Annotated in this window: 16 protein-coding genes; all 16 read left to right on the plus strand. The window is 62.7% G+C overall.

What is annotated here, in order from left to right; genetic code table 11:
- Nucleotides 1-53 precede the first annotated feature (53 nt).
- Nucleotides 54-590 carry a type VI secretion system contractile sheath small subunit gene (tssB, locus tag V7066_RS21085; RefSeq protein ID WP_334184953.1) on the plus strand — a complete coding sequence of 179 codons (537 nt, stop codon included), beginning with the start codon at nt 54-56 and terminating at the stop codon, nt 588-590.
- Between the two features lie 17 nt (nt 591-607).
- Nucleotides 608-2098, plus strand: coding sequence for a type VI secretion system contractile sheath large subunit (gene tssC / locus V7066_RS21090; RefSeq protein WP_334184954.1), 1491 nt, complete (start codon nt 608-610; stop codon nt 2096-2098).
- Nucleotides 2099-2197: 99 nt separating this feature from the next.
- A complete protein-coding gene (locus V7066_RS21095; protein ID WP_334184955.1) occupies nt 2198-2692 on the plus strand; it encodes an Hcp family type VI secretion system effector in 495 nt (164 codons plus the stop codon).
- A gap of 14 nt (nt 2693-2706) precedes the next feature.
- Complete coding sequence (locus V7066_RS21100; protein WP_334184956.1) at nt 2707-3492, plus strand: type VI secretion system accessory protein TagJ; 786 nt, start codon at nt 2707-2709, stop codon at nt 3490-3492.
- 5 nt (nt 3493-3497) lie between these two features.
- Complete coding sequence (gene tssE, locus V7066_RS21105; protein WP_334184957.1) at nt 3498-4031, plus strand: type VI secretion system baseplate subunit TssE; 534 nt, start codon at nt 3498-3500, stop codon at nt 4029-4031.
- A 4-nt stretch (nt 4032-4035) separates the two neighbouring features.
- The gene (tssF, locus tag V7066_RS21110) at nt 4036-5904 is read left to right on the plus strand and encodes a type VI secretion system baseplate subunit TssF (protein WP_334184958.1); all 1869 of its coding nucleotides are present in this window, start codon (nt 4036-4038) and stop codon (nt 5902-5904) included.
- On the plus strand, nt 5868-6899 hold the full coding sequence (gene tssG / locus V7066_RS21115; protein WP_334184959.1) for a type VI secretion system baseplate subunit TssG: 1032 nt from the start codon (nt 5868-5870) through the stop codon (nt 6897-6899). Before tssF ends, tssG begins: the two co-directional genes overlap by 37 nt.
- A complete protein-coding gene (gene tssH, locus V7066_RS21120) occupies nt 6900-9608 on the plus strand; it encodes a type VI secretion system ATPase TssH (RefSeq protein WP_334184960.1) in 2709 nt (902 codons plus the stop codon).
- Nucleotides 9609-9668: 60 nt separating this feature from the next.
- Nucleotides 9669-10586, plus strand: coding sequence for a M15 family metallopeptidase (locus tag V7066_RS21125; protein ID WP_334184961.1), 918 nt, complete (start codon nt 9669-9671; stop codon nt 10584-10586).
- Nucleotides 10547-11110 carry a hypothetical protein gene (locus V7066_RS21130; protein WP_334184962.1) on the plus strand — a complete coding sequence of 188 codons (564 nt, stop codon included), beginning with the start codon at nt 10547-10549 and terminating at the stop codon, nt 11108-11110. The genes V7066_RS21125 and V7066_RS21130 overlap by 40 nt, the downstream gene beginning before the upstream one ends.
- Before the next feature lie 81 nt (nt 11111-11191).
- On the plus strand, nt 11192-11449 hold the full coding sequence (locus tag V7066_RS21135; protein ID WP_334184963.1) for a hypothetical protein: 258 nt from the start codon (nt 11192-11194) through the stop codon (nt 11447-11449).
- A complete protein-coding gene (locus V7066_RS21140) occupies nt 11446-12303 on the plus strand; it encodes a hypothetical protein (RefSeq protein WP_334184964.1) in 858 nt (285 codons plus the stop codon). The genes V7066_RS21135 and V7066_RS21140 overlap by 4 nt, the downstream gene beginning before the upstream one ends.
- Nucleotides 12304-12454: 151 nt before the next feature.
- Complete coding sequence (locus tag V7066_RS21145) at nt 12455-12940, plus strand: glycine zipper 2TM domain-containing protein (RefSeq protein WP_334184965.1); 486 nt, start codon at nt 12455-12457, stop codon at nt 12938-12940.
- Nucleotides 12901-13698: a hypothetical protein gene (locus V7066_RS21150; protein WP_334184966.1), complete on the plus strand. Its 798-nt coding sequence runs from the start codon at nt 12901-12903 to the stop codon at nt 13696-13698. The genes V7066_RS21145 and V7066_RS21150 overlap by 40 nt, the downstream gene beginning before the upstream one ends.
- A 29-nt stretch (nt 13699-13727) precedes the next feature.
- On the plus strand, nt 13728-14072 hold the full coding sequence (locus tag V7066_RS21155; protein WP_334184967.1) for a PAAR domain-containing protein: 345 nt from the start codon (nt 13728-13730) through the stop codon (nt 14070-14072).
- On the plus strand, nt 14065-17436 hold the full coding sequence (locus tag V7066_RS21160; protein WP_334184968.1) for an RHS repeat domain-containing protein: 3372 nt from the start codon (nt 14065-14067) through the stop codon (nt 17434-17436). Before V7066_RS21155 ends, V7066_RS21160 begins: the two co-directional genes overlap by 8 nt.
- Nucleotides 17437-17955: the final 519 nt, after the last annotated feature.

Below are 17955 nucleotides of genomic sequence, written 5' to 3' on the forward strand. Positions count from 1 at the left end.
AGTGATCGACGAATTAACGGCCATCACTGGCCAGTGAAAAGCGGGGAAATGCCATGAGTACAAAGAGTGGTCAGCGCTTCATCAAGGAAAATCGGGCGCCTCGCGTTCATATCGAATATGAAGTGGAAACTTACGGCTCGCGCCAGAAGATCGAGCTTCCGTTCGTCATGGGCGTCCTGTCCGATCTCTCGGGCAAGAGTCTGGTTGACAAGAAGGACGTTGCCAAGCGTGATTTCGTCGAATTCGACATCGACAATTTCGACGAGCGCATGGATGCGATCGCTCCGCGTGCCGCCTTTGCGGTCGACAATACCCTGACCGGTGACGGCAAGCTTGCCGTCGACCTGACCTTCAAGTCGATCAACGATTTCCTGCCGGGCGAGGTGGTGAAGAACGTACCGGCCCTCGCGCAATTGCTCGAAGCGCGGCAGAAGCTGCAGGACCTGCTCGTCTACATGGACGGCAAGGAAGGCGCGCAGCAACTGCTCGAAAAGGTGCTGAAGGATCCGGCGCTGCTCTCTGCGCTCTCTTCCGCGGATGCTGCGAAGAACGCGGCGAACAGCGATGCCAATTCGGCCGAGCCGGCCTGAGATCGGGGATAAGCAAGATGGCACAAGAGGCAGTTCAGGGCGGCACTGCGTCGCTCCAGTCCGACAGCGCGCAAGTCGATGATTTTTCGGCGTTGCTCCAGCGGGAATTCAAGCCCGCCGACGATGTCCGCAAGAACCGGATTGAGGAATCGGTAAAGACGCTCGCGCATCAGGCGCTCGAGAACGCGTCCATCATCGGTGACGACGTCTATTCGACCGTCGATGCCTTGCGCGCGGAACTCGACCGCAAGCTCACCGAGCAGGTCAATCAGATCATTCACAACGAGGAGTTCCAGGCGCTCGAAAGCGCATGGCGCGGTCTTCACTACATGGTGATGAACACCTCGACCGGCAAGGACATGAAGATCCGTGTCATGAACATGTCGAAGGAGGAATGTCGCAAGATGTTCCGCCAGTATCGCGACGCGGCATGGGATCAGAGCCCGCTCTTCAAGAAGGTCTACGAATCCGAATTCGGCCAGCTCGGCGGTCAGCCTTACGGTGCCTTCGTCTGCGATTACTACTTCGACCACACCGCGCCGAACCTGGAAGTGATGAAGGGGCTTGCCAAGATCGGCGCTGCCGCGCACGCGCCCTTCATCGCCGCCGCCGCGCCGCCGCTTTTCGGCATGGAAAGCTGGACCGAACTCGCTAATCCGCGTGACCTCGGCAAACTGTTCGATGCGCAGGAATATATGGCATGGCGCACCTTCCGCGCCTCCGACGACAGCCGCTACATGTCGCTGACGATGCCGCGCTTCCTCGGACGCCCGGTTTACGGCGCCAAGACCGAACCGGTTGACGAGTTCGACTTCGAGGAGGAGACCGGCGGAGAGCATGATCGTCACCTCTGGCTCAACGCGTCCTATGCCATGGGTACGCGCATCACCGAGGCGTTCAACACTTACGGCTGGTGCACCCGTATCCGCGGCGTCGAATCGGGCGGTACAGTCGAAGGTCTCCCGACCGCGACGTTCCCGACCGACGAGGGCGGCGTTGACTACAAGTGCCCGACCGAGATCGCGATTTCGGATCGCCGCGAGGCGGAGCTTTCCGCTGCCGGCATGATCGCGCTGATCCACCGCAAGAACAGCGACCAGGCGACTTTCATCGGTGCCCAGACGCTGCACCGCGCGAAGAACTACGAGAACGTGGACGCTACCGCCAATGCCAACCTTTCGGCGCGGCTTCCCTACATCTTCGCCAGTTGCCGTTTTGCGCACTACCTGAAGTGCATGGTGCGTGACTGGGTGGGTGGAAACCGCGAAGCGGATCAACTCCAGCGCGATCTGCACAACTGGGTTCTCCAGTATGTCGACGGGTCCCCGGCTCTGTCGAGCGAGGAAACCAAGGCGCGTCTGCCGCTCAAGGATGCCAAGATCGAAGTCGTCCCCGACGAAGAGAATCCGGGCTACTACCAGGGCAAGTTCATGTTCGTTCCGCACTATCAGCTGGAAGGAATGGATATCGCGCTCAGTATGGTGTCGAGATTGCCACGAACTGCGTGATATTTGAGACGAATTGATTTTCCTGCGACGAAGTGTTCGTCTATCGCAATGAACTGAATTTATTGTCGCTTTGCGATGAATATTTACAGGAGATAAATAATGGCAGTTGACCTGTTCTTGAAGATCGATGGCATCGAGGGCGAGAGCCAGAAAAAGGGTCACGAGAAGGAAATCGATATCATTTCCTTCAACTTCGGCGCGGCCCAGCATGGGTCGTTCCACACCGGCGGCGCCGGCGGTGGTGCCGGCAAGGCGGAAATCCGCGACATCTCGATCACCAAGGAAGTCGACAAGTCGTCGCCCAAGTTGTTCAGCGCTTGCGCCTCGGGTCGTCACATCAAGGAAATCCTCATCTACTCGCAGAAGGCTGGCGATGATCGCAATCCGCTGGTCTACTACAAGATCAAGCTGGAAGACGTGATCGTTTCCTCGATCGACAACCAGGGCGCAAGCCATGGCGACGCGATCATGGAATCGATCGTGTTCAATACCGCAAAGGTTACGTTCGACTACCAGCCGCAGAACCGTACCGGCGGCAAGGATGGCGGCGTCATCACGGCCAGCTACGACATTCGCCAGAACGTCGCCAGCTGATAGCCGGTTCCATCATGGCGGATGCCGATACCCTGCTGCGTTCGGGCGATTTCGACGGTGCGCGTGCTGCACTGGTCGAAACCGTTCGGGCGCAGCCCGCCGACCAGGCGGCACGCATGTTCCTGTTCCAGTTGCTTGCAGTGGCGGGCGAATGGGACAAGGCTCGGCGGCAACTGCAGGCTTTGGCCCAGCTTTCGGGCGAGGCCCAGATGCTCGCGGTGGCCTATGGCCAGGCGATCGACGCCGAGCTGGAGCGAGCAGAGGTTCTTGCTGGGCGCCAGCGCGCGCGCCAGCATGCGGCATCCGATTGGTGCGAAGGTCTCGTGGAGGCGATCCACCACCTTGGCAACGGGCGTACCGGAGAAGCGATCGCCGCGCGCGATGCAGCTTTCGATGCGGCCCCGGACACGCCCGGCATCTTCAACGATGAACCTTTCGAATGGATTGCCGACGCGGACGCTCGGTTTGGTCCCGCTTTTGAAGCGATCATTGCCGGGCGCTACGGAATTCAGCCATTCGACCAGGTTGCCGTCATCACCAGCGAGGGACCGCGCGATCTGCGCGACCTGGTATGGTACCCGGTCCAGATCGCGTTCAAGTCGGGACAGTCGGTCGCTGCGTTCCTGCCCGCCCGCTATCCGGGCAGCGAGGTTTCGCGGGAAACCGACGAGCGCATGGCCCGCGCGACATGGTGGCATGCCAGCGAATGGGGTGATATCGGATCGGGACAGCGCCTCTGGACGCTTTCCGATGGCGATGATCGCGGATTGCTGGCGCTGCGCGACCTGCGTTTCGACTGATCGCCATGGTCGTAAGCCACCGTCTCACGCCCACGCTGTTCGACAAGCTGGTGGCGGACATCGAAATTTCCGGGCTCAAGGACATCCATTCCGATGTGCCCGAAGTGTCGCGCGAAAAGTTCCGGCACTATGCCGTGCCGCGCCTCGACCGCTTCAATGAGGCGGCGCTGCGGGGGACGATCCGGCGCGAACTCGCCTGGCTGCTGAACACGACCAACCTGGAGGCGCTCTACGACCTGGAAGCGTACCCTCATGTCCAGAGCTCGGTCCTGAATTATGGACTGAGCGATCTGGCGGGGAAGCCACTTACCAGAAGGGCGATATTGGCGCGCGCGCGGGAGATCCGCAAGGCGATCCGGCAGTACGAACCACGTCTTGCGGAGGATACGCTCAGCGTGGAACCGGCGGAAAACAGCGAGCGTCCCAACACCGTGACGTTCGTGATCCGTGCCGACATCACCGCTGCCGCTCAGGCCATGCCGGTGAAGTTCCGGACCGAAGTGGACCCGGAAACGGTGTCCGTCGACGTGCGGGAGTAGCGACATGGATCCGCGCCTTCTGCGCCATTACAACGACGAGCTCGCCTATCTGCGCGAAGCCGCGCGGGAGTTCGGCGAGGAGCACGAGACTGTCGCGGGTCGCCTCGGCCTCAAGACGCCCACTGACCCCGATCCCTACGTCGAGCGGCTACTGGAAGGCGTGGCTTTCCTGGGCGCACGTGTCCAACTCAAGCTGGCCGACCAGTATCCCGAATTCACGTCGCATCTGCTCCATGCGATCCAGCCGCACTACCTCGCACCGATGCCCTCGATCTGCATTGCCGGGTTCGAGCCGAAGCAGGGCGATCAGACTTTGCTGGCCGGGCATCACGTCCCTCGCGGGACGCAGCTCGTGGCCAACACGCAAGACAACGCTCCGGTGATTTTCCGTACCGGTCACGACGTTACTATGTGGCCGCTGGCCATCGTCGAGGCGGAATACCTGTCCACACGCGCTGCCGTCGCGTCTTATGCGGGCCCGAGTGCAGGGGCCGGCGATATCCGCGCCGAGGCCGGGCTGCGCCTGCGGTTCGCCGCGACACCGGGCTGCGAACTGCCGAAGGTTCGCGTCAAGGATCTGCCGATCCATCTGCACGGTGCCGAGGCCGTTCCCAACGAACTCTACCGGCAGATCGTTGGCGAAACCCTTGGTGTGCTCGCGCGCTCGGCGGACGCGCCGGCCAATGCGCCGTGGATGTCCCTGCCGCTTCCCGAACAGGTTGGTTTCGAGGATGACGAGGCCCTGCTTCCGGCGGAGCAGCGTTCGTTTCGCGGCTACCGACTGCTGTCCGAATATTTTGCCTGTCCGGAGCGGTTCCTCTTCACGCGTCTCAAAGGCTTGGACCGCGCATTTCGCGCTGCGCCGCAGATGTGCGACGTGGTTTTGCTGTTCTCGCGCGCTTCCTCCACGTTGGCGCGCGCCGTGGACAAGAGCAATTTCAAGCTCTTCGCCACGCCTGCGATCAATCTTTTCGAGAAGCAGCTGGACCGCGTGCAGGTCCGCCCGCACGATCACGAGCTTCATGTCATACCGGACCGTACCCGAAGGCACGATTTCGAGGTGTTCCGGCTGCTCGACGTAAAGGCCTATGCGCGCGACAACCTCGATCCGCGAACCGTTGCGCCGCTTTATGCCTTCGGTGCGCTACTCTACGACTGGCGCGAAGCGCTGTTCTATTCGACGCAGCTCAGGCCGCGTAGACTTTCCACCCGCGAAAGGCGTCTGCGGCGTCGCAGCGAATATGTCGGGACCGACACCTGGATCAGCCTGACCTCGCCCGGCGATGCCGCTCGGCTGGACGACGTGCATGAACTCTCCGTGCGCGCGCTCGTCACCAATCGCGAACTGCCGGAACTGCTGTCCTTTCGCGGCGAAAACCACTTCACCGTCTCGGGTGTCCCGGCGCGGGCCGTCTCCGTGCTGCGCGCGCCGACCCGGCCGCGGCCGCCGCTGGGTCTCGGTGATGCGGCCTGGCGCGTCATTGCTCATCTCACGCCGAATTATGCCACGCTTGCCCCGGAAGATAACGACGATCCCTCGGCGCTGCGCGATCACTTGGCGCTTTACGGGCAACAGGACGAGGCGGCCCTCCGCCGCCAAATCGACGGGGTTCTGGCGATCCGCTCGGGGAAGGTGACGCGGCGTGTGCCGGGCCTCGACCGGATGGCGCTGGCGCGCGGGCACCGGATTCGCATCAAGCTGGACGACGCCGCTTTCGACAAGAGCGGCATGTTTCTGTTCACCGCCGTTCTGGAACGCTTTCTGGCGGAATTCGCCAGCATCAACGCGTTCACCGAATGTCACTTCCACAGTCCGAACGAGGGGGATGTTGCGCAATGGCCGCCGCGCATGGGTCGACGCCACACCATCTGACCTTCCTCGACAGGATCAAGGCGAGTGCCCGCCGTTTCGGGATGTTCCCGGCGGTGCGCGGCGCGGAGGCGCGCGCGCCGAATTTGCCGCGTCTCGGCCATGCCCGCCGCCCCGACCAGAGCATCGTGGATCTTGCGCAAGTGCCCGCCATGTCGTTTCCGGCACCGACGCTGCACTCCGTGGAGTTCAGAAACGAGCGAGCGCAGCTCAACGGATACTGGCTGGGGCTGACGGGGCCGGCGGGGCCGCTGCCGACCCACCTCACCGAGTTTGCAACGTTCGAGCATCGCTACGCCAAGCAGCGGCCGTTCGGCAGGTGGCTGGACGTGCTGGCGAATCGCATGTTGCAGTTCTTCTACCGGGCCTGGGCGGATTCGCAGCCCGCAGTCCAGGCAGATCGTCCCGCAGACGACAGGTTCGCCGATTATCTCGCCTTCCTCTCGGGGGCGTCCGAAGGGGTTTCGGACCGCGCGGCGTTTCCGGCGCGTGCCCGAGTTCATTATGCCGCGCTGTTCGCTTCGCGGCGCAGCGCGATTGGTATCGAGGATTCTTTGGGGCATTTGCTCGGCCAGCCGGTTCGGGTCATCGAGTATCAGCCGCGCTGGCGCGAAATCGAGGCGGAAGATCGCAGCCGTCTCGGCCGCGGTTTTGCGACCTTGGGCCAGGATATCGTACTCGGCAGTCGCATCCGTACTGCGTCGGACAGTTTCAGCGTGGCAATCGGTGCGCGCTCCTTCGCGGAGTTCGAGAGACTGCTACCCGGTCAGCCCCGCTTCACGATCGCATCGGAGGCGCTCGATGCATTTGCGCCGAGCCATCTCGAGTGGGACATCCGCATCGATATTCCTGAGCGGGAAGTTCCGCCCGCGCGGCTGGATGGCCGGACCCGGCTTGGTTGGACCGGTTGGATAAGTCCGCAGAAATCGGATCGCGTCCGCTCCGACGCTCATTTGCGCCGCATGAAACCGGTCCACACAGCATTGGGGGAACTGTAAATGCCCGAGATTAGCCGCACTGCCTTGTTCGAGCGCCTCGGCCCCGTCCCGCTGAAAGCGATCGAGACCGCAACCAGCTTCTGCAAGATGCGGGGTAACCCTTATGTCGAATTGGTGCACTGGGTGCATATCCTCCTGCAGGACCCCCGCAATGACGTTGCGGCCATCCGCACCGCCTTCGATATCGACGATGCGCGGCTGACGCAGGATGTTGTTGCGGCGCTCGATGCGCTGCCACGCGGTGCCAGCGCAATCTCCGATTTCGCGCCCCAGATCGAGGAAGCGATAGAGAAGGGCTGGCTTTACGCCTCACTTCAGTTCGGCGCAGGCCGCGTGCGCTCTGGGCACTTGCTTTACGGCATGCTCAAGACGCCGACGCTGCGCAATGCGCTCCACTCCTTGAGCGGCGAATGGCGCAAGGTGAGTGCCGACCGGCTTGGCAGCGCTTTCGACGAGGTGATCGCCGCCTCAGCCGAGACCACCGAACGCAGCGGGCCGGTGCCCGTGGCGGGAGACGCGATGGGCGATACCGATGCGCTCTCGTCCGGCCGGGGAGAGGCGCTGGCGAAGTATTCGATCGATCTCACGGCCAAGGCGCGGGACAAGGAGATCGATCGCATCGTCGGGCGCGATGCGGAAATCCGCCAGGTGGTCGATATCCTGCTGCGCCGCCGCCAGAACAACCCGATCCTCGTCGGCGAAGCGGGCGTGGGCAAGACTGCAGTGGCCGAAGGGTTCGCCCGGCGAGTCGCGGACGGTGACGTTCCGCCCGCGTTGGAAGGCGTTACTGTGCGCTCGCTCGACATCGGCCTGATGCAGGCGGGAGCCGGCGTGAAGGGCGAGTTCGAGAAGCGGCTCAGGCAAGTGATCGACGAAGTCGAAAGCTCGCCGGTGCCCATCATCCTGTTCATCGATGAGGCGCATACGCTGATCGGGGCAGGCGGGCAGGCGGGTACCGGCGATGCCGCGAACCTGCTCAAGCCGGCGTTGGCGCGCGGACGCCTGCGCACGATCGCGGCTACGACTTATGCCGAGTACCGGCAGTATTTCGAGAAGGATCCAGCGCTCACCAGGCGCTTTCAGACCGTCGATGTCGGCGAGCCGGAAACGGCGCAGGCGATCGACATGATCCGTTCTGTCGCGCCGATGATGGAAGCGCATCACGGCATCGTGGTGCTGGATGAAGCCATAGCGGCGGCCGTCCTGCTCTCGCAGCGCTACGTTCCCGCCCGGCAGTTGCCGGACAAGGCGGTCAGTCTGCTTGACACCGCCTGTGCACGGGTCGCGGTATCGCAGCATGCCACCCCTGCGGTGGTCGAAGACCGCCGCCGCCGCCTCGAGCTGCTCGAGATCGAGCGTGAGGTCGTTTGGCGTGAAGCGGTGGATCATTATCGAAGCGACGACCGTCTCGACCGCGTCGACGAGGAAATTGCCGCCGCTCAGGATGCGCTGGATGTGGTAACGGCCAAATGGGAACGTGAAAAGCAGGCGCTTGGCGCTGTCGCCTCGGCGCGTGCCGCCTTGCGCGAGGCGCGTGCCGGAGAGGAGGGAGCCGCGGACGAAACCGCGTTGCGTACCGCACTCCAAACCGCGCTGAGCGAGATGCACGCGGTGCAGGAAGATTCCCCGATGGTGTTCGGCGTGGTCGACCAAGACGCGATCGCGGCCGTTGTGGGTGACTGGACCGGCATTCCGGTCGGGCGCATGGTCAAGGACGAGATCCAGAGCGTGCTCACCATTTCCGACCAGCTCAAGACGCGGGTGGTGGGACAGGATCACGCCATGGATGCCATCGCCAAGCGCATCCAGACCAGCCGTGCCAAGCTGGACAACCCCAACAAACCGGTGGGCGTATTCATGCTCTGCGGCCCATCGGGCGTTGGCAAGACCGAAACCGCACATGCCCTGGCGGAATTGCTGTTCTCGGGCGACGATTCGCTCATCGTCATCAACATGAGCGAGTTTCAGGAAGCCCATACCGTCTCGACGTTGAAGGGCGCCCCCGCCGGCTACGTTGGTTACGGGCAGGGCGGAGTTCTCACCGAGGCGGTGCGCCGCCGACCCTATTCGGTCGTGCTGCTCGACGAAGTGGAGAAGGCCCATCCCGACGTCCATGAGATGTTCTTCCAGGTCTTCGACAAGGGCTTCATGAACGACAGCGAAGGCCGGTTCATCGACTTCAAGAACACGATCATCCTGCTCACCTCGAACGTCGGCACCGATCTGGTCATGACGCTTTCCGAGGACGAGGAAATGAAACCGGATCCAGAAGCTTTGGCAGGCGCGTTGCGGCCCGATCTGCTCAAGACTTTCCCGCCTGCGCTGCTGGGCCGCTTGCTGGTGCTGCCCTATTATCCGCTAAGCCCGGAAATGCTGTCAGGCATAGTGAGGCTCCAACTGGGGCGGATCGAGCGGCGGATTGCGGAAAACCACAAGATCGGCCTGACCTTCACTGATTCCGTGATCGACCTGATCGTCTCGCGGTGCAACGAGGTGGCGTCGGGCGGGCGCATGATCGACGCGATCCTGACGAACACGATGTTGCCGGAAATGTCGATCCAGTTGCTGGAGCGGCAGATGCGCGGCGAGGAAGTCGCGGCGATCGAGGTTTCGGCCGGGCCTGACGGGTTCCGCTACCGCTTCACCAACCGGCAGATCGCTCCCGCTTCGGCCGAGGCGCCGGGATTGGTCGATACCCTTGTCCAGTAATCATCAACCGAGCGCGGTACGTCCGCGCCGCTTAGGCGTAACAATCCTTGGAGGTGGGTCATGACCACGCCGTTGAGAGGTTCTGTCGGTGTGTCGGGGATGAACGGGCGGCAGGATACGATCACTGTCCAAGCCCTGCTGACGCGGGCTGGATTGCGTCTCGGGCTTGTAGACGGGATCTGCGGGCCAAAGACGATCTCCGCGATCGTGCGCTATCAGAGCGGCTTCCTGCGCAGGCCGGACGGCCTGATAGAACCCGAAGCAGCGACGTGGCGCCACCTGACGGGCGAGCGATCGGCCCGTGGACACTCTGCGCCCCGTCCTTCCGGTTCGGCGCAGAGAGTACCTTCCGCGGCCATGCGCCCACCTGCTCGTCCCCCGGTTGTCCGAACGGCCCTTCCTGCCCAGGCGGCCCGTCCAACGCCCGCCCCGAACAGCAATACATCGTTCACGACGCTGCTTCCCCGGCCCGATCGCAACACGCTGAATCCAGGGCTGTCATCGCCTTCCAACCAGACACTGTTGAGGAAGTTCGGTTCTCCACGCGAGAATTACAGCCAGCACGACCAACCGATGACGAACAGCAAGCTGCTCGCCTTGATGACGACCCAGTCGGTCGGGCCGTTTCGGGCTTATGGGATGCGCTCTGCCGTCGAAAGCCTGGCGCGGGTCCTGTCGGACGTTCAACGGGACATTCCCGAGTTGTACAACTCGCTGAGTTCGGCCGGCATGACGGTCGTACGAAACGTCCGAGGTTCATCGACTTCGATCTCGAACCATAGCTGGGGCACCGCGATCGATCTCAAGATCAACGGCAAGCTCGACGTCTACGGCGACGGCAAGGTTTTTCACGGCCTGCTTCTGCTGGCCCCCTACTTCAACAAGCACGGCTGGTACTGGGGGGCGGCTTTTCGCAAGGAAGATTCCATGCACTTCGAATGCAGCGCATCACTCATTTCGAGTTTCCCCAATCCATGAACGCGCTGATGAAGAAAGGCGCGGCGCTGGCCGCGATGCTGGCCCTGGTTGGCGGTATGACCGCAGCCGTGCAAGGACAAGCAGCGGTGGGTCAGTGGGGAAGCAATGTCTGGTCCCAGGATCCTTCCACGAAATGCCGCTTCGTGATGCCGAGGTCGCTGCCGTCAGGCCCGACCTATTGGACGGGAGCCTGCCCTGGCGGCAAGGCGTCGGGTCTCGGCATGCTGCGACGCCGGGACGGCGGGCAGAGCGGGGAAGTGTTCTTCGGCGAACTGCGCGACGGCGTACCGACACTCGGAGTGATCGACACGAGTCGGGGAAATGAAGGCGGCTATATTGCCGGTCGCTTCCTCGACGGCGACCTCGGGCAAGGCGAGGTCAAATGGCAGGACCGGGCTGATGCTTTCAATGTCGCCGCTTCAGCCGCTCGGGCTGTGAGTTCGCGGTTCAGGGCGCAGAAGAACCCGGCATCAGCCCGCTTCTACGAGCGGCAGGCCAAGCTTCTCGAATCGCAGATCGAATAGATTGCCATGAAAGCGCTTCTTCCCCTTCTGCTCCGCTCTTGTGCCGCCTGCGCGGGCGTCTCCTGTGGCTCCGGTGTCGCTATGGCGTCTCTGGCCCAGGAGACGCGCGCGCCGGAAGGACTGCCCAGGGATGTCCGCGCTTTCGTGGCGCGGCATGAAGCCTGCGAGCATTTCCTCGGCGAGGAGCCGTACGATGCGGCACGGGCAAGGGAACTGGCGCGCAATGTGAAGAGCCTTTGCACCGGCTCGGATGCGAAACTCGCCCGGCTCAAACGGAAATATGCAGGGCACGCAGCAATCATGGATGTGCTCCTGCGGCTGGACCCGGATCTCGAATGAGGGGCGGTTCCGACATTTCCCTCAAGGCCTCGGTCGGTCGCGGTGCTGTAAACCTGCGCGCGGACGTCGCTGCTGTTCAGCAGGCGCTCTGTGCCCGCGCGGCAGATCTCGGGCTCGCCGCTCTGCGGACCGACGGTATCATGGACGAGGCAACCATGACGGCGATCGGCCGCTACCAGTCGTTCGTTATGCGTGCCGGCTCGGGCGGACGGATAGAGCCGCGCGATGCCGTGCTCCGGAAGCTGGCGGACACATCGACATCTGTCCTGATGCAGGAGCGTCTGGAGGCGCGGGCGACCCGCCTCAATCTCAGCGGGGCAGCGTGGTTTCGGGCCAACGAGGCGCGTTTTCCCAATAGCGACCGGATCAGCGACCTCAGCCCGGCCTTTGCCGTCCAGGTGGACGCCTTCGTTGCGATGCTGCGCCGGGCCTCGGCCACGGTGCGGATAAACTCCACGCGGCGTAGTGCCAATCGCGCATGGATCATGCACTACGCTTGGCGGATCGCCGGGGGCGAAATCCGGCCCGACGCGGTTCCCGTGAACCCGCAAGTGGATATTCACTGGGATCACGGCGATCTGCGTGCTTCCCGCCGCGAGGCCCAGGCAATGGTCGACCTTTTCCGCATCCGCTATCGGCCATCGCTGGTGTCCAACCATATCGATGGAACCGCAGTCGACATGACTATCGACTGGGATCAGGCCATCGATGTGGTCGATGCCTCCGGTCGTACGCGGCGTATCGATCATCCCCGCATGGGCAGTACCAACAGCGATCTCCATGCCGTCGGGGCCAGTTACGGCGTTCGCAAGTTGGTGAGCGATCCGCCGCATTGGTCTGCTGATGGTCGTTGAGGTCGATCCGCTGCAACAAGGCGGTCTTGAGCAGGTTCTGCGATGAGGCAATGTTTTCGTGGCAGGAAAAGCAGTAGAGGGCTCTGCAACCTCAGTTAATATTGAATGTAATTATATAACGTCTATGTCTTAATCTTATGGTGGAGTTGTTATGAAAAAGATCATTTTGTCTGTCAGCGGTGTGCTTCTGGCCGTGGCGAGCCTGAATACGGCGGTCGTCGCTGCCGAGAAGAAGTGTGGTTCGGGTGTGGGCGGTGCCGCGATCGGCGGTGCGGTCGGCGGCCTGCTCGGCAACAAGCTGGGCGGCAAGGACAAGACCGTCGGCACGGTGATGGGTGCACTGGGCGGTGCGATCGTCGGTTCGATCATCGCCAAGCAGCTAGACCAGTGCGAGAAGGAAAAGATGGCCGAAGCGACCGTCAGCGCCGTAAACGCCCCGACCGGCAAGGCCCAGGCCTGGAAGAGCGACAGCCGAGACGACGTGCACGGTACCGTGACCGCAGCAGCTCCGGAAAAGCTGGCCGATGGCCGCCAGTGCCGGACCGTGACCAACGTCGCCTACATCTCGGGCAAGGAAGTGCGCGAGACACCCCGTCTGTGCCGCACGCCCCCGGCCAGCGACTGGAAGGTCGCCTGACCTTGCGCCGCTTGGCTGCATTGTTCTGTCTGACTGCGCTGGTGCCCCAAGCGGCACTGGCGCAGAAAGCCGAGCAGACCTACTGCGCATCCTTCGACTTACCCGATTCTTATCAGACGGATGGTTTCGCCTCACCGATGACTTACACGGTGTCGAACACGCCCAATGGCAAGGTTCTGGTGGCGGAAGGACAAATTCTGCCCGGAGAGGCACAGCGGCTTGAACTGGCATTGCGCAAGGCGGGGCCGATCGAGGAAGTCTGGTTCAACTCGCCCGGCGGCGCCGCGATGGAAGGGCCTTACATGGGCCGCGTCATCCGTGCGAGGAACCTTGCGGTGCGCCTGCGGAGTGATCATGCCTGCATCAGCGCCTGCTCTTATGCCTTTTTGGGCGGGGTCGTGCGTACCGTCGAGCCGGGTGCCTATTACGGCGTCCATATGTTCAGCGGTACGGGCAACCCCCATCAGATGCTGAACCTGTTGAACCGGTTTCAGACCGTGAACACGAAGCGGGCCGAACTGATCCGCAAGGGCAATCCCCAGGCGCAGGTCGATCAGGCCGTCGCCATGTTCGTCGCCGAAGAACTTCGGACCTGGGAACAGGAATCGGCCAAGCTCGCAGCCACGCGCGCACGCTACCTCGTGGAAATGTCGCTTTCGCTCGATTTCATGACGGATGCGTTCAACACGCAGTCCGACAAGGTCTGCTACCTCAGTCAAGCCGGTCTCACGCGTTACAATGTAGCGAACGCGGGCTGATCCGGGCAGTTATCGAAGAGTAAGGAACGATGCCACAGGCTGCGCGGCTGGGAGATGCCGAAAAGTGCCCGAACGGTAGCGGCCCGATCGTGACCGGGGCCGCAACCGTTTTTATCGAGGGCAGGCAGGCCGCGGTGAAAGGCAGCAAGATCGATTGCAGCTGCGGCGACACCGTGATCGAGACGGGATCGCCTACCGTTCTGATCGAGAAGCATCTCGCCGCGCGCCGCACGGATACCACCTGCCACAAGGGGGCCGTCGATATCGGTGCTGCTACCGTGTTCATCGGGAACGGCGGAGGCTCCGGTACAGGGGGCGGAACGGGCACCATGGATCGCGCACATCGCAGCGGCGCGCCTTTCGTTCGTGTTTGATGCAGGCCGGCAGGCGCCGGGCCGATCGCCCGTCTGTCTTCAGCAGATCGACCCGCGGTATCTCGACGAGGCGGCTGCGAAAGGCGCTCTCTACGCGATCGTCGATGGCTGCGCGGTACCGGGGATTGCGGAAATCGCTCGCGACCATGGGCAGGGGACGTGCCTTTACCTGGGCGCGGCGAGGGCCACGCATGGAGACAAGGCACCTTGGCTGTTCGCCGTCAGGGAAGGCGAACGGGAAACTCTGATTGCGAGCTTTGGCTCTGTGGAATGGGGCTGTTTCCTGACGTCCGGCGAGGGGCATCGGCGCGTCCGGCATCACCTTCGCGGCATGCTGACCGTTCGATCGCCAGAGGGGGAGCGCTGGCTCTTTCGTTTTTGGGACCCCCGCGTCCTGCCTGCCTACTTGCGCGCTTCGAACGAGCGCGAACTCAACGACTTTTTCGGGCCGATTTCTGCCTTCAGCGCCATCGATCCGGCGGGCCGTACATTAGGGGCCTGGCGGGACAATGCCATCATTGCGCCGCCGGCTCGCCGGGCAGTGGGGGCGGTTCTGCGCATTAGCCCGCATCAGGAGGCGGCCTTGCGCCGGCAAGGGGTCGCTGGAAAGCTCGCCGCAAGTTTCGGTGCCGGACGGGCCGAGGTCAGTCCTGCTCAGGATGCGGTTCTGGCGCCTGCGCCGGGCGGCGGAGTGCTGCGGCTGGGATTGGGAGCGACCGGTCTCGTGGACGAGGTGACCAGTCCTCTGAACCGGCGCTGGAAGATCGGCGCACACGAGGACGGCAGACTGGCTGCATTGGCGATGCCGTCTGGCTGTGTCCTTTCGATCGATTACGACCTCAAGAAAAGGCCCGAGCGTGTCTCACGAGATGGCATGGAGCGGTTCCGCGCCGGATACGACGGGATCGGGCGGATCGAGCGGCTCGATTTTCCGGACGGCACGAGTGTATGCACGGATTATGCCCGAAAAGGAGCGGCCGCACTTAGCGATGCGGACGGTACCCTGGTTTCGGCGCGGCGGGATCGTATCGGCAGAGTGGAGCGATTTGCCTATGAAGGAAACCGCCTGGTTGCGGCCTCTGACGGTGCAGGGCAAGTAACGCGCTTCGAATACGGGGTCGGCCCAAGCCCGGAAGTCATGCATTACGCAGACGGCCGGAGCGAGCGCTACAGCTTCGATCCGGCGGGGCGGGTGGTGCAGATCGCCAGGCCTGGCGGGCACATGCTGGATGTGACCTATGACGATGCGGGGCGTCCCATCCGCTTCAACGCCTCCGGCGAAATGCCGGCGAGTTTCGAGTACGACGACGCAGGGCGTTTGATCGCTGCAACCAATGGCGAGGTAGAGCTGGCCTGGGTCTACGATGTTGCCGGAAGGCTGGTGGAAGAACGCCAGGGACCGAACGTCATCCGCCATCTCTATGATGCCGCCGGTCACGCAGGCATCGTCTATCCGAGCGGAGATGTGGTGCAATGGCGCCGGGATGCCGACCAGCGGATCGTGGAAGTGACCGACTGGTCAGGCGCACGGCACGTGATCGATTATGCAGACGGCGATGCCGGGTGGAGGTTTTCAGGGGCCGATGGGGTCATCGAAAGCCATTGGTCGGATCGCACGGGCCTGCCGGTCGCGTCGCGGGTCGAGGTTGCTGGCGCAACTTTGTGGGAGAATGCCTGGTCGCACGATTCCGAGGATCGGCTGATCGGGCGCAGCGACACCCGGATTGGCCCTGCAGCGTGGCGCTACGATGCGGAAGGGCAGGTCGCCGCAGCCGTCCTTGGCGATGGGCGGGAAGAGCGTTTCACTTACGATGGCGCTGGTAACCGGATATTCGGCCCCGGCGGGGCAGCGACGTTCGATTCCGCCAATCGCATCGTCACGCATGGCGGTGACAGCTATCGGCACGACCCCGCTGGCGGTGTGATCCACCGCTCGGGAAGCTCGGGCCAATGGCGTTATCGTTACGACGGATTTGGAAGGCTGATCGAAGCGACCAGTTCCGGCGACAACAGTCTTACCTTCGGCTACGATCCGTTGGGGCGACGCGTCTGGAAACGGGCTCGCGCCGGCGGCACTGTTACGCTGACCCAATTCTTCTGGGCAGGTGAGCAGATGATCAGCGAGATCGTCACGCCGGAGCAGGATATCTCCGATTGGCAGGGTGCCGGCCGGCCCGCGAGCCTGAAGCGGGACCATTGCTATTGGCCGATGAGTTTCGTGCCGTTGCTGATGCGTGTGCAAGGTGTGGTCTATCGCTCCCACACCGCGCCCAACGGCGCGCCGCTAAGATTGACGGCCCCAGGCGGCCGGGTGGTGTGGGAGGCGGAGCACGATACCTTCGGGCGGGCGTACATCCGTATAAGCGAAGTCGATCAACCCTTGCGCCTGCAAGGCCAGTATGCGGACGACGAATTCGGCTTCGCCCTGCATTACAATCGGTTCCGTTACTTTGATCCTGCTACCGGTCGATACCTTACTCCTGATCCGATCGGCGTTGCCGGCGGGCTCAATCTCTATCTTTATGTAGGTAATAACCCGCTGAACAATGCCGATCCACTCGGCCTGTGGTGGAAGACGGCGCTGGCTGTCATCGCGGCGGTGGTCGTGGCGGCTGTAGTCGTGATCACGGCGCCGGTTACGGCACCTTTGGCGCTTGTCGTAATCGGTGCAGGGGCCGCAGCCGGTGCGGCGGGCTTCATGGTGAACGAGGCTCTGAACCAGGAGGAGTTCTGTCTTTCCTGTATTCTGGTGGCAGGTCTCAAGGGAGCTCTGGTTGGCGCTCTCGCTGCCGTGCCATTTGTGTTCGTGCCGGCTTCGGCAGGGATCGGGGTCGTGGCGGGCACCGGCGGCGTCAGCGGCCTGATCGGATACTCCGCCGATGTTGCCATGACGCCTGGCGCCGAGTGGAACATGACGGATGCCGCTAAAGCGGTCGCCTTCGGGGCTGTCATGGGCCCGGTGGGCCGTTTCATCGGCAGCAGATTGCCGATCAAGCGGCCTTATGCGCAACTGGAAGACCCGGCTAACGTCAAACCTGGCGGAAACTTCACTCCAGCGCAGAAGCGCGCGATTTACGAAGAGAACATGCGCCGCAATAACGGTGTTCTTCGCGCGGACGACACCGGCGAAGTCTTGGTCAGACCTCAGAAAAGCCAACGCGGGGTGACACCCCCGCTCAACGAGGCGCAGATCGATCATATCGATGCGAGAAATCCCGCATCGCCGAACGCCGCGCGCGGTACGAACAGCTATGGCAATGCGCGCGTTATTTCGCGTGAGACAAACCAGCAGAAGTCAAATAACCCGGCGCGTAACAATCGATCAATTCCTCCTCCTCCGCTGCCAAATGAGCCGAAAAGATAAAAAATGAAGGACTATCATAATGGATAACTGGGTTTTCGCGGATCCGCCGAACGTTGCTGTTCTTACCACGCGGTCCGTTGTTGAAGATGGGCGCTGGATCGCGAAAGTGTCGCATGACGAGGAGGACGGAGCGTGGCAGTTCCACGACGACGATGACGTGCCAAAGAGCGAGGAAGAGGCTCGCTTGGTCTCGCTGCGCAGCATGGTAGCGAGAGACGCCTCTTTGAACAGATTGGCTGACCTGCCACTGGGGTGGCGGGCTTGGCGGGACGAACCAGGGGGGGAATGGCAGCGCGCTCGCGCTTAGGGTCAGGATCTGCAGTTGCAGAGCCAGGCGGTGTGATCCCTTGAGGGTTTGTGAATCTGTCCGCACTGGCCGGGCCGAAGCTTGGTCGCGGCGCATCGGATCACACAGAGGTGAACGTTGCATTTAATCGATGCAGGCTTTTCGGCCCATCTGACTATTTTCGCACATCGTTCGTTCCTGCGTTTCCTCTCGGGACACCGCCCTCTGATAAG

It is taken from the genome of Novosphingobium sp., assembly GCF_036820275.1.
Classification (GTDB): domain Bacteria; phylum Pseudomonadota; class Alphaproteobacteria; order Sphingomonadales; family Sphingomonadaceae; genus Novosphingobium.